At 31.0% G+C, this 13,767-nt stretch carries 12 protein-coding genes; 8 read left to right on the top strand and 4 right to left on the bottom strand.

Annotation, left to right across the window (positions count from 1 at the left end):
* Window positions 1–19: 19 nt before the first annotated feature.
* Complete coding sequence (locus C4S75_RS00180; protein ID WP_105296300.1) at window positions 20–1,294, bottom strand: YeiH family protein; 1,275 nt, start codon at window positions 1,292–1,294, stop codon at window positions 20–22.
* Window positions 1,295–1,480: 186 nt separating this feature from the next.
* On the opposite strand from C4S75_RS00180, the gene lepA reads away from it, so the two are divergent.
* The 4 genes from lepA (at window position 1,481) to C4S75_RS00200 (ending at window position 5,587) form a co-directional block, all read left to right on the top strand.
* The gene (gene lepA, locus C4S75_RS00185) at window positions 1,481–3,274 is read left to right on the top strand and encodes a translation elongation factor 4 (RefSeq protein ID WP_105296591.1); all 1,794 of its coding nucleotides are present in this window, start codon (window positions 1,481–1,483) and stop codon (window positions 3,272–3,274) included.
* 671 nt (window positions 3,275–3,945) lie between these two features.
* On the top strand, window positions 3,946–4,548 hold the full coding sequence (locus C4S75_RS00190) for a Crp/Fnr family transcriptional regulator (protein WP_105296301.1): 603 nt from the start codon (window positions 3,946–3,948) through the stop codon (window positions 4,546–4,548).
* Between the two features lie 107 nt (window positions 4,549–4,655).
* The gene (locus C4S75_RS00195) at window positions 4,656–5,054 is read left to right on the top strand and encodes a hypothetical protein (RefSeq protein WP_105296302.1); all 399 of its coding nucleotides are present in this window, start codon (window positions 4,656–4,658) and stop codon (window positions 5,052–5,054) included.
* A gap of 14 nt (window positions 5,055–5,068) precedes the next feature.
* Entirely contained in the window at window positions 5,069–5,587 is a 519-nt protein-coding gene (locus tag C4S75_RS00200) for an acyl-CoA thioesterase (RefSeq protein ID WP_105296303.1), read from the top strand.
* A gap of 5 nt (window positions 5,588–5,592) precedes the next feature.
* Here the strand turns inward: C4S75_RS00200 and C4S75_RS00205 are convergent, their stop codons facing one another.
* Together C4S75_RS00205 and C4S75_RS00210 are read right to left on the bottom strand one after the other, a co-directional pair.
* Window positions 5,593–6,387 (bottom strand): UDP-2,3-diacylglucosamine diphosphatase, encoded by a 795-nt coding sequence (locus C4S75_RS00205; protein ID WP_105296304.1) that lies wholly within the window; start codon window positions 6,385–6,387, stop codon window positions 5,593–5,595.
* Window positions 6,366–6,809 carry a 6-carboxytetrahydropterin synthase gene (locus C4S75_RS00210; RefSeq protein ID WP_105296305.1) on the bottom strand — a complete coding sequence of 148 codons (444 nt, stop codon included), beginning with the start codon at window positions 6,807–6,809 and terminating at the stop codon, window positions 6,366–6,368. Before C4S75_RS00210 ends, C4S75_RS00205 begins: the two co-directional genes overlap by 22 nt.
* Before the next feature lie 47 nt (window positions 6,810–6,856).
* Here C4S75_RS00210 and C4S75_RS00215 point away from each other — a divergent pair, with 47 nt between their 5' ends.
* From C4S75_RS00215 to C4S75_RS00230, 4 genes are all read left to right on the top strand, one after another.
* Window positions 6,857–7,528, top strand: coding sequence for a ComF family protein (locus C4S75_RS00215; protein WP_105296306.1), 672 nt, complete (start codon window positions 6,857–6,859; stop codon window positions 7,526–7,528).
* Between the two features lie 217 nt (window positions 7,529–7,745).
* Window positions 7,746–8,099 carry a T9SS type A sorting domain-containing protein gene (locus tag C4S75_RS00220; protein WP_105296307.1) on the top strand — a complete coding sequence of 118 codons (354 nt, stop codon included), beginning with the start codon at window positions 7,746–7,748 and terminating at the stop codon, window positions 8,097–8,099.
* Between the two features lie 192 nt (window positions 8,100–8,291).
* Window positions 8,292–10,697, top strand: a complete 2,406-nt coding sequence (lon, locus tag C4S75_RS00225) for an endopeptidase La (RefSeq protein WP_105296308.1) — start codon at window positions 8,292–8,294, stop codon at window positions 10,695–10,697.
* A 189-nt stretch (window positions 10,698–10,886) separates the two neighbouring features.
* The gene (locus tag C4S75_RS00230; protein WP_105296309.1) at window positions 10,887–12,689 is read left to right on the top strand and encodes a hypothetical protein; all 1,803 of its coding nucleotides are present in this window, start codon (window positions 10,887–10,889) and stop codon (window positions 12,687–12,689) included.
* Window positions 12,690–12,752: 63 nt separating this feature from the next.
* On the opposite strand, the gene C4S75_RS00235 is transcribed toward C4S75_RS00230, so the two are convergent.
* Entirely contained in the window at window positions 12,753–13,760 is a 1,008-nt protein-coding gene (locus tag C4S75_RS00235; RefSeq protein WP_105296310.1) for a hypothetical protein, read from the bottom strand.
* Window positions 13,761–13,767: the final 7 nt, after the last annotated feature.

Below are 13,767 nucleotides of genomic sequence, written 5' to 3' on the forward strand. Positions count from 1 at the left end.
AAAATAATAAAGTAATTGTTTATATTTTAGTCCATTCGATACCAAAAACTAAATAAGCGATAATTAAGGTAAATACAACATTAAAAGTTTGTGCTCCTAAAAATACTAAAGTAGCTTTTCTGTTTTCTTTATTAATTAACGTTTTAAAATTAGTTTCTAATCCTATGGAGGTAAACCCTAAGGCAAACCATAATCCTTGAAATTTCTTCAATACACCAAGAACCGGTTTGTAGTGCTCTGTTGGAATAACAAATGAGAATAACAAAGAAGCTAAGATAAAACCTATAACAAATTTAGGAAATCGATCCCAAATTACTTTTAGATTAGGTTTATCAGCAAACTCATTCCCTTCTTTTTTAGTATAGCTCCAATAAACAGCTATTAAAAAGGCAGCAATACCTAACAATACATTTTGTGAGAACTTAACTATTGTACTAATTTTAAGTGCTTCTTCTCCATAAACGGCTCCGGTTGCAGCAACTGCTCCGGTGGTATCAATTGTTCCACCAATCCATGCACCGGCCATTACTTCTCCTAATCCTAATAATTTAGCTAATGCCGGCATAATGATAATCATAGGTACAGCAACTACTAATACTAGTGATACTACATAAGATAATTTTTTAGAATCCCCTTTTATTGCTCCTGCCGTTGCTATAGCAGCTGAAACTCCACAAATGGATACCGCACTGGAAAGCATCATAGACATTTCCTTATCTATATTGAATTTTTTGCACAGCCAGAAAGAAAAATACCATACAGAGAAAACTACTACTACTGATTGTATTAATCCCAAAGCACCCGCTTGCATAATATCTTGAAAAATAATGGTTGAGCCTAGAAAGATCAATCCTATTTTCACATACATTTCAGAAGATAAACATCCTTTCATCCACTGCGGAGTACCTATAAAGTTATTGATAACTAATCCTATAAGCAAACAAAATATTACGGTTTCAAATCCCCAATAATTCATTACCGAGTTTCCGCCAATCACCATGGCAACTATAGTAAGAATAAACAGTAAGGGAAACCCTTTTGCTGAACTCATAGGTTTTCCTTGTAACAGATCTGCCAATAATAATAAAACATAAGAAACAATAAAAATGATAAAAATGTTTATAAAATTTTTACCTGTTAAAACATTGGACAATAAATCGTCACCGGTGCTCCATTTAAATGTAGGCCAACTTAGTGTATACCCGAATGAAGAATATAAAATAATACCTAATACTATGACTAATCCACCAATGATTGTGGCTGTCCAATCCTCTGTTAAACTCAGTTTTTTCATTTCTTATTTTTGATGTTCTTTAAAAAAGTTTTTTAGTTTTATTTTAGATTAAAACTCCGCAAATGTAATAATTCCTATCGAAATAATAGGAATTCAACTAAAATTTTTTACCCAGATTCGCAGTTTGTAGTAAATACACCCTTATATTGTTTATAAAAAATGTATTTTTGCACTATTGTAGAAAATATGAAGAACATAAGAAATTTTTGCATTATTGCCCATATAGATCATGGCAAAAGCACTTTAGCAGACAGACTTTTACAACAAACCAAAACTATTTCTGATCGCGAGCTGCAAGAACAGACCTTAGATGATATGGATTTAGAACGCGAACGAGGTATTACTATTAAGAGTCATGCTATTCAAATGGAGTATGAATATAAGGGGGAAAAATATGTTTTGAATTTGATCGATACTCCCGGGCATGTTGATTTTTCTTATGAAGTTTCTCGTTCTATTGCTGCCTGTGAAGGTGCCTTATTAATTGTTGATGCAGCACAAAGTATTCAGGCACAGACTATATCCAATCTTTATTTAGCGTTAGAACACGACTTGGAAATTATTCCAGTTTTAAATAAAATTGACCTACCTTCTGCAAATCCTGAAGAAGTTACCGATGAAATTGTAAATCTTCTCGGTTGCAAACCTGAAGACGTTTTACGCGCCAGTGGCAAGACCGGAGAAGGGGTTGAAGAATTGTTGGAGCAAATTGTGGAAAGAATCCCGGCTCCATCCGGAGATCCTAATGCTCCATTACAAGCCTTGATTTTTGATTCTGTTTTTAATCCTTTTCGAGGAATAGAGGCTTTTTTCAAGGTTGTAAACGGCAGCATATCAAAAGGTCAAAAAGTGAAATTTATGGCTACCGGTAAGAGCTATGATGCTGATGAAATAGGAACTTTAAAACTAAATCAAGTCCCAAAAGATGTTATACATTGCGGTGATGTGGGATATATTATAAGTGGTATTAAAGAAGCTCGTGAAGTTAAGGTAGGAGACACCATCACATCGGTTGAACACCCTGCATCTGAAGCTATTGCCGGATTTGAAGAAGTAAAACCGATGGTATTTGCCGGAATATATCCGGTGGATACGGAAGAATATGAATTGTTGCGCTCTGCATTGGAAAAGCTTCAACTTAATGATGCTTCTCTTGTTTTTGAACCGGAATCATCCGCTGCTTTAGGATTTGGTTTCCGTTGCGGATTTTTAGGTATGCTTCATATGGAAATCATTCAAGAGCGCTTGGAACGAGAATTTAAAATGACTGTAGTTACTACCGTTCCCAATGTATCTTATAATGCATATTTAAACAAGGATCCTGAAAAAGCGATTGTAGTACATAATCCTTCGGAACTTCCGGAACCCACATCATTAAATCGTGTGGAAGAACCTTATATCAAAGCTTCAATCATCACCAAATCGGATTTTATTGGTTCTGTAATGAACCTTTGTATTGATAAAAGGGGCGAACTGACTAATCAATCGTATTTAACTACTGACCGAGTAGAGCTATTTTTTGAAATGCCTTTAGCTGAGGTGGTTTTTGACTTTTATGACAGACTCAAAACTATTTCCAAAGGATATGCTTCTTTTGATTATTCGCCTTGCGGAATGAGAACTTCCAAGCTGGTGAAAGTTGACATACTTATAAATGGTGAGCCTGTGGATGCTTTATCTGCTTTGATTCATCAAGATAATGCCTATACTATAGGTAAAAAAATGTGTGAAAAGCTTAAAGAATTAATCCCGAGACAACAATTTGATATTCCTATTCAAGCAGCACTTGGAGCTAAGATTATTGCTAGAGAAACTATTAAAGCTTTACGAAAAGACGTAACTGCCAAATGTTACGGAGGTGATATATCTCGTAAAAGAAAATTACTAGAAAAACAAAAAGAAGGTAAGAAAAGAATGCGACAAATTGGACGAGTAGAAGTCCCGCAATCTGCATTTTTAGCGGTTTTAAAATTGGATTAAGTGTTTGTTATTTATTTATAGATTATAGGCTATAATTTATGCTTATTGTATTTTTTTATAGGAGTATCATGTTATGATAATTGTTTGGATTATTGATTAATTTACCTTCTATAATTATTTTGTACCTTAATAAGTTATAGGATATATACTTACATATATTTTTTCTAAAAGGTAAACACATTTATTTCATAGCTATTATCTTTTTTATACAAATAAAACTTCTAATTATTATTATTTTATAAACATTATTTATTATTTTTATTTATAAAATTTATTTGAATATTAATTTTTATGTTTTTATATTTAATGAAAATTCTTTAAATTAATATTTCAATATTTTTTTAAATAATTAAATAAGTATAGTAATCTAAATATGTTTAGTTTTTATGTAAGATTCAAAATCCATTTAATTTTAAATAGATAAACAAATTGTTTATTATTTTTGTGAAAAATTTTTTTATAGATTAATTTTCGTAACCAATCCTAATAATATACTACAAATAGTAAAAAGGGATTACGTGTTCTTTACCATTTAACACAGTTAAGACAATGTATTTATAAAATTTTAACATCGCTTATATTATTGTTCTCTATCTCTATTAAAAAAATAGTGAAGAGAATTCTTACCAAGTAGCACAATATTTTAAGCGATTTAAAAACTCTTATATACTATGATTTTTGAAAAAATATTGGAAGAAATAAATGATGTAGTGCCTATTTCCAGAGAGGAAAAAGAGTATCTAAAGTCTATTTTAAAATTTAAAAAGCTAAACAAAAGAGATTCTCTTTTGCATCAAGAAGAGGTTGAAGATAACTATTATTATGTACTTTCCGGTTGTTTACGAAGCTATATTAACGACAAAAAAGGATTGGAGCAGGTTCTTCAATTTTCATCTAAAGGTTGGTGGATTGCAGATAATGAAAGTATTATATACAACCAACCTGCTAAATTCAATATTGTTGCAGATTTAGATACTGAAATACTTATTTTATCTAAAAAAGCAAAAGAAGAATCCGTTAAAAGGTTTCCAAAATTAGAACTTTATTATAATGAAAGTTTAATCCGCTCTGTAATTTTCTTACGTAATCGTTTATATGAAATATTAAGTTTATCTGCAGAAGAACGGTATAGAAATTTTTGTATTATGTTTCCTGAATTAAAAAATTCAATATCTCAAAAACATATCGCCTCATACATTGGTATTACTCCTGAATTTTTTAGCGCCATGAAAAAAAAATTAAAAGACAAGCAAACGTGCGTTGAGGAATTTTAATTATACATCACATCCTTAAGTTATTTAAATTTGGGAAAATATATTTCAGCGTTAAAAAAGGGGATAAAGATAGTTGATAAATAATGTATTTATTTTAAATTTACTTTATGGACCTAATAAAATATTGCATACTATTATTACAAGAAACCAATCAAGTTACTTTACCTTCTTTTGGTAAATTTGAATTAAAATTTAATTCGGTGAGAGAGGATAAGGAAACTAATCAACTACTACCACCCTCCTATTCCCTATCTTTTACTCAGCAACATAACCTCAATGATATTGCTTTAGCTAGCATAATTGCGGAATTGAATTCAATAGATGTTGAGAAAGCTAAAGATTTTGTTTATCAAACAGTTAAGGAGTGGAAAAAAATTCTAAAATCGGAACCATATTTAACCATTGAAAATTTAGGAACATTTACAGCTGAAAAAGAAAAAATTATTTTCAGTTTGAATGAAAAGAGTTTTGTTACTTACAAAAATTTTGGTCTACTCCCTCTATAATTGAATTGAAATTCATGAAAGCTAAAACTCCCTCTGATTCAAGGACCATAATGACCACCATTGTGCTAACGAATGAAACCAATGCTTATAATAATATGTTTGGCGGGGATTTACTTTCTTTAATGGATCGAGCATGTGCCATAGCTGCTCAAAGACATGCTGAAGCTAAAGTTGTGACTGCTTCTGTTAATCATGTTTCCTTTTCAACACCTATTCCATTAGGAAGCACCGTAGAGGCCATAGCTAAGGTTTCTAGAGCTTTTGGATCTTCTATGGAAGTATTTGTCGATATATGGGTGGATGATGCAATAAATCATACAAAGACCAAAAGCAATGAAGGGATATATACTTTTGTAGCTTTAGATGAATTTATGAAACCTAAAAAAATACCTGACTTAGTACCTGAAACTGAAGAAGAAATAGTTAGATATAACTCAGCCCTTCACAGAAGGGAATTATCTTTGCTGCTATCCGGAAGAATTACTCCGTCAGAAGCTGTTGAATTAAGAAAAATGTTTACGTTGGATAACTAAAAAAATTAAACAGTTTTGGTAAAAGTCTGTAAATGCAAATGATCTCCATCGAAAACGGCATAGGTAAAATACGAAATCCAATCCCCTAAATTTACATAATGGCTGTTTTTATCTTCACCAATCAATAAATCCATAGGTAAATGACGATGCCCGTAAATAAAGTAATCATAATGTTTTTCATTCAATTTTTCTTTAGAAAAGACAATCAGCCATTCATTATCTTCCCCTAAGAACTTAATATCTTCCTCCCCGCTTATTAATTTATTTTTTCTTGATAAATAAGTACCTAAGGCCACTCCTACATCCGGATGCAACCATCTGAAAAACCATCGAGCAACAGGATTCGTAAAAAGTTTTTTCATTCTTTTATACCCGCGATCTCCCGGTCCCAATCCATCTCCATGAGCAATAAAAAAACTTTTGTTGTTAATGATAAATGTTTGTTCCTCATTAAAAACTGTTATTGCTAATTCTTTTTGAAGATAATCTCTCATCCATAAATCATGATTTCCGGTAAAAAAATATATTTTAACACCCGAATCTGAAAGTTCAGCTAATTTTCCTAATATTCGAACAAATCCTTTGGGTACAACGGTTTTATATTCATGCCAAAAATCAAATAAATCCCCTAATAGGAATAATACTTGAACATCATGTTTAATTTGTTCTAAAAATTTTACGAAAATCTTTTCTCTTTTTCTGGATGAAACTTCATCAGGTGCTCCTAAATGCTGATCTGAGGCAAAATAAACTTTTTTACCTGCCGTAAGGTTAATTTCTATTGGTCTTCCCTTATCCATTCACCATATGACGTTTCGGTTTCATATAATTTAAGCTTCGCTAATAAAATATTTTCAGGAAGCTCTGATTGTATTTTTTCGGCAAAATCTATCAACATATTCTCACATGTGGGCTGATAATTCATAAAAATAACCTTATGTCCTTGATTTTGCAATTGCTCTCCTAATTGTTTATGTTCTGTTTGAGCGTTTAAAATAATGGCATGATCTAAAGGATTTATAATTAATTTCTTTACAATAGATTTCAACTCTCCAAAATCCATAACCATTCCATTTTTAACATGGTGAATATCATTACACGGCTCTCCTTTAACAGTAACATACAATTTATAAGAATGCCCATGAATGTTTTTACATTTACCATCATATCCCCACAGAGCATGTGCTGTTTCAAATGTAAATATTTTAGTCAGCCTTATCACAATAAATAAATTTGTTTATATTACGCAAAGATAATTGAAAAATACTCATGTGGCAAGAAATACTCTCTACCCTGTTTCCTAATAGATGTATTGGTTGTGAAACAATTATTTCATCATCACAAAACTATGTATGTGAAAGGTGTAAAGCTCATTTACCTTTTACTTATATTCCTTTTGACAACGCAAATTCAATTCACAGCCAACTTAACAATTATGCGAAAATAGAATTTGCATCTTCGTTATTATTTTTCTCAAAAGAAAATATTACACAACAATTAATTCATCATTTAAAATATAAAAATAAACCGGAAATCGGTTCGTGGTTAGCTGAGATTTGGTTTATGCAAAATAAAAACAATCCTTGTTTAAAAGAAGTAAAAACCGTTATTCCGGTTCCTATTCATCCGAAAAGATATAAAAAAAGAAACTATAATCAAATTTTGCTCTGTTGCAAAAAATTAGCAACTTTAATGAATTGCAATTTCGACGAGCATGTTCTCCGACGTGTTTCTCATACGAAATCTCAAACCCAGTCCAACAGAGAAGAACGTATAAAAAAAATAGAAAACGCTTTTATAAGAAATTCAAATTGTTCGAATCATTATCTATTGGTTGATGATGTCTTAACAACGGGTGCAACCTTAATTTCATGTACTCAAGAACTGTTAAAAACCAATGATTCTCAAGTAAGTATATTTACTTTAGCAACAACAATATAAATATAAAATATAGAATAATTCAGAAAAAAGCCCATAACACAAAACTATTGAAGATAAGATAATTGAATATTATCTTTATTCCCAAATAAAAATAAAAATAATTTAATGAAAAGTTGTAAAGAAAATTTTTTTTTTATAATTTTATACATTAATTTTAAGTACATAAAACTATCATTTTATCAAGGAAATTTTCATAATTTTTAGATATAAATTGCTTATGAAGAAATTTTTATTTTTTATTACGTTGCTTTTTTCAATTAACCTGGTTACTGCAAAAGATTTTCCGGCCAATATTTTAATGAACTTTTATTTACAAGAGCAACCTTATACTAAATCAAAATTATATCCTAATCCGGCAGTAAATTTTATACTTGTTAAGAATTCAAGTTCTTATAAAATTGATAATATTTCTGTTTTATCCATGGTTGGCACCAATTTGATCGATAAAGATATAATTGACTCCAATCTTAATCAGGAAATTAATATTTCAAAACTTCCTACAGGAAGATATTTTGTTAAAGTTACTTATTCCGATGGAAGCAGAGAAATTCTAACCCTTATCAAGTTATAATTCTAAGCTTTATTAGCAATTATAGTAAGTTTTTATTTGGCATATTAATTGACCTTAGTACACGTACAAACTTTGGAGGTTACAACATTTCTTATTAATAATCAATACTATACCCATTTAAGATTAAAAAAAAGTAGTTCTCTTTTTTTAGATATCTGAAAGTTTGTCATTAAATCTTTAATACGAAACATTATGAAGTTCGACATATTGTCATTAGATCAAGTTATGCAAAATGATAGTGAATTTATTCCTTTATTAAGCCAGGATGAAGAAGATAAAATGATGAATGAAACTTTTCCTACAGTTTTACCCTTACTTCCGGTAAAAAATGTAGTTTTATTTCCCGGGGTTGTTATACCAATTACTGCCGGAAGAAATAAATCCATCAATTTATTACAAGATGCTCAACAAAACGATAAGATAATAGCAGTCATTACACAAAAAGATGTAAATGCAGATAATCCGACTATAAATGATATGTACTCAGTAGGTACTATAGGTAAAATATTAAAATTACTTAAAATGCCTGATGGAAGTACCATGGTAATTATTCAGGGGATACGTAAATTTTCTATTAATAATATACTTGAGGAGGAGCCTTATTTAAAAGCAGAAATTACTTTATTGGAAGACAAAAGAAAGGTTTCTAATAAAAATAAAGAACATTTTAATGTTTTATTGGAAAGCCTTCGTGAAACAGCCATTAAAATTATTAATGAAAATCCGGCTATCCCTTCAGACGCTTCTTTTGCTATTAAAAATATTGAAGGCAGCTCCTTGTTGGTAAATTTTGTTGCTTCCAATCTTGATTTGCCGTTAGTAAAAAAACAAGAATTACTGGAAGTTAATAGTTTGTTAGATCGTGCTTCCAAAACGTTAAAGTACCTGAACGTTGAGCTTCAAAAAATATCTTTAAAAAATTCCATTCAGGATAAGGTTAACTCCGACCTCAGCAAACAACAACGTGAATATTTCCTACACCAGCAAATGAAAACCATTCAGGAAGAGTTGGGAGGCGTTTCTTATGAAGCTGAAGTTCAAGAAATGAAAGAAAAAGCTTCGAAAAAAAAATGGAGCAAGTCTATAAATGAACATTTTGAAAAAGAACTTAATCGCTTAGTTCGCATGAACCCGCAAACACCCGATTATGGTGTTCAAAGGAATTATTTAGAATTAATGTTGGATTTGCCTTGGGAAAAATATTCTAAGGATAATTTTGATATTAATCATGCTGAAAAAGTTTTAAATAAAGACCATTTTGGTTTAGAAGATGTAAAAGAACGAATCTTAGAGTATCTTGCAGTCCTAAAACTTAAAGGAGATATGAAATCTCCCATCATTTGTTTATACGGTCCTCCCGGAGTCGGTAAAACTTCATTGGGTAAATCCATTGCTTCTGCTTTAGGAAGAAAATACGTTCGTATATCATTGGGAGGGTTGCATGATGAATCGGAAATTAGAGGACATCGTAAAACTTATATTGGAGCTATGCCGGGGAGAATTATTCAATCCATAAAAAAGGTTGGAACATCGAATCCCGTTATTGTTTTAGATGAAATAGACAAAATTAGCACCAGTGGACACGGTGACCCGTCATCTGCTTTACTTGAAGTATTAGATCCCGAACAAAACAGTACTTTCCATGATAATTTCCTGGATGTAGATTACGACTTATCTAAAGTATTGTTTATTGCTACCGCCAATAATTTAGCCACCATACAACCGGCATTGTTAGATAGAATGGAAATTATTGATATTTCCGGATATACTATTGAGGAAAAAGTAGAAATAGCTAATAAATATCTTTTACCAAAGCAAATCCTCGAACATGGACTTACCAAAAAAGATATTTCAATAAGTAAGAAAGAATTGGAGTTTATCATCCAAGCATATACTCGAGAATCCGGTGTTAGAGGCTTAGAAAGAAAAATATCGAAAATTGTAAGGAATATTGCCTTACAAATTGCTCGCAATACTGAATACAACAAAAAATTGAGTCAAAATAAAATTATCGAAATCTTAGGTCCGCCTATGATGCCTGAAATGTCTGAAACTAATAAAGTTCCAGGAGTTGTTACAGGATTAGCCTGGACTCAAGTAGGTGGAGATATTCTTTTTATTGAAAGTATTCTTTCTAAAGGCAAAGGAAACTTAAGCATGACCGGAAATTTAGGTAATGTAATGAAAGAATCTGCTACCATTGCTTTGGAATACATAAAATCTAATTATAAAGAGTTCGGTATCGATCCGCAAAAAATTGAAGAAAGTAATATACACATTCACGTTCCTGAAGGTGCAACCCCTAAAGACGGTCCATCTGCTGGTATAGCAATGCTTACTTCTCTTGTTTCCTCTTTCACCGGTAAAAAGGTTAAGTCTAAATGGGCAATGACCGGTGAAATTACATTACGGGGAAAAGTTCTTCCTGTAGGCGGCATTAAAGAAAAAATATTAGCTGCGAAACGGGCCGGTATAACCGATGTCATTTTATGTGAAGAGAATAGAAAAGATATTGAAAAAATCAATCCCGATTATATTAAAGGCTTAAAAATACATTATGTAACTCAAATGTCTGAAGTTATTGATTTAGCTTTATAATAAAATTATAAAAACTATAAGCCTGATTTTCATCAGGCTTTTTTATTTATATTTATAATAAATTTAAATCGCATCATTTATCAAATAACAAAATTTAATTTTTTTTGCTTTCTGTTAAAATTTGAAAGTAAAATACTACATATTTATAGACTTTAAATTAGCTATTTTATTTTGTTTACCTTTGATATCATGAAAATAAAAGATATTGAACATTCATATCGTTCTCTTATTAATAAAGAGTTTACAACGGTACAATCACTTAAAAAAAAGATATTTATAATTGCTGCTTTAAGATTATCAGTGGTTCTTGTTGCTGCTTTACTTTGTATTTTTACTTGGAAAAACAGCTACCTTACCGCCGGTATCATCTTTTTATTTTTTTCAATATTTATCTTGTTATTAAAGTTACATCAAAAACTGTTTTATAAAAAAAATTATTCAGAAGCATTAATAACTTTAGCAGAAAATGAATGTAAAGCTCTTAATTACGATTTTTCATCTTTTGATGGAGCTTCTGAATATATCTCGACTGAACACAGCTTCAGCTACGATTTAGATTTATTTGGCGATCGATCGGTTTTTCAGGCTATTAATCGTACATGCACTTATCAAGGTAAAAAATTTCTTGCCTATCTGTTCCTTACTCCCTATTTAGACAAAAAAACCATTGTGGAAAATCAGGAAAGCATCCAAGAATTAGCTTCAAAACAAGGTTGGGTAAACCATTTCCGAGTTTTAGGGTCTTTAAACGGAAAATTAGAAAATAAAGAAAATATTGATTCAAATATATTTCCGGAAACATTTTTATTGCATAAAAATAAATTCTGGGAAATAATGATAAATATTATTCCCTGCTTGTATTTAATCTTACTTGTACTTACAACTTTTAATAAGGTATCTGCATTATATTTTATTCCTTTATGGATCATAACTTTTGCAATTAATGCCTTTGCGAATAAGCATGTAAATAATATAGTTAATAACATAGATAAAAAAACAGATGTTTTAAACACCTATACCTCACTTTTTAATGCTATAGAAAAGCAAAATTTTGATAGTTATTTGTTAGAAAATAATCGTAAAACACTTATAAATAATACTACTGCATCAAAAGCTATCAGTAAATTGAATAGATATTGTTCTCAATTAAATATGGGTATGGCTTATCCGATGATTTTATTTTTCAATCCGGTCTTATGTTGGAGTGTACGTTATGCTATTAAGATAGAAAAATGGTTAGATACCTATAAAAAGTATTTACCGGATTGGTTTGATTCTCTTTCTCATTTTGATGCTTGGTGCTCCTTGTCAACATATGCATATACACACCCCGGATATTCATATCCTAAAATAAATACTGAACATTTTATATTTGATGGGAAAGAATTGGGCCACCCACTACTTAACCGATCTAATTGTGTAACCAATGATGTTAAAATTTCAAAAGAAAATTATTTTTTAGTAATAACGGGAGCTAATATGGCAGGTAAAAGTACGTATTTAAGAACTATAGGGGTTAACCACGTGTTAGCCTGTATTGGTGCTCCGGTATACGCTAAGTCATTAGAGATATTCCCGGGAAATTTGGTAACTAATTTAAGAACTACAGATTCCTTAGTTGATCATGAATCTTATTTTTTCTCTGAATTAAAACGATTGAAAATGATTATAGACAGACTTCATTCCGGAGAACATTTATTTATCATCTTAGATGAAATTTTAAAAGGTACCAACTCTGAAGATAAGCAAAAAGGATCTTTAGCGCTTATGAAACAACTTATTTCGTTAAGAGGTAATGGCATTATTGCTACACATGATTTAGTACTAGGCACCTTGGAAGCAAACTATCCCGAAAATATAAAGAACTATCGTTTTGAAGCAGAAATTGTTCAGGATGAATTAGTGTTTGATTATAAATTAAAAGAAGGTGTAGCTCAAAATATGAATGCAACTTTTTTAATGAAGAAAATGGGAATTACAGGTATTGAATAAAAAAATACCTGCCTATTCGGCAGGTATTATATAAATACTAGTATATAACTTAATTTTTAAAATTTATAGAGATGATTCATCTATATCTAAACGAATAGCAAAGAAATAAACTCCTACTTCAAGATTGCCTCCATTATTACCTGAACCACGTAATGCTGATCTGGTTTCCAATACTTGATCACCATTTAAACTGGTACTAAAAGTTAATGCAATTTCATGCTCATATCCCGGATCACCCGGTCTTAGTTTTTTACCTGGATTTAATGGGTCGTCAGATTTAATCACTGCTATATAATTGACATATGGAGTGGTATATCCTTGGCTTTTTGCTTCAGGATAAGTTCCAACCACAGTCATTGCATATTTTGAAGGGTTTCCACCTAATCCGTTACTTGCTAAATACCAATTCAAATTGTAGCCACCACCATTACAATTATTTTCAGGAAGGGCTCCATCAATTAGACAAGGTTTACGCTTATCGCGTAGATGATTATTATCTACGGGTAAAGTGGTAAGATCATCTAAATCATGTAAATAGGTCCAAAACAAATTACCTCTATCATCCCCATTATTATAAACCATATATTTAGCCATAATCATCCAAATGCCCGGAGTTAATTTTAAACCTTGCCCGGTTATGGAAATTTCTCTATGGTCATTTGCGTTTCTTTTAAAGGGAACGCTCATATTAAAATCTTTCCTAAGTTCTGCTTGTTTTATGGTGAAAGGTTTGGGAACCCAGTTAACTATTCCCGTATTATCTTGAAACATAAGCATACTTCCTTTTCCTTCCGATTGATCACTGATACGGATTCCATTCGTTGATCCATCCGTTTTAATATGAACTTTAGCCGTTGGTGTTATGGTTCCTACTCCTAAATTTCCGTTATTATCAACTATTACATCATCGGACGTATTTGAAGATCCGTTGGTATCTCCCTTTGCATCTACATGAAAAGGTCCTTGCGGGTTAGTTGTATTTACTCCAACTGACGGAGCTGTTTGTGCAAAAGATTTAGTAAAACCTACACCTCCCGCTATAATTATATATAATAAAAATAATTTTTTCATATAATAA

This window comes from Apibacter sp. wkB309, from assembly GCF_002964915.1.
Classification (GTDB): Bacteria; Bacteroidota; Bacteroidia; order Flavobacteriales; family Weeksellaceae; genus Apibacter.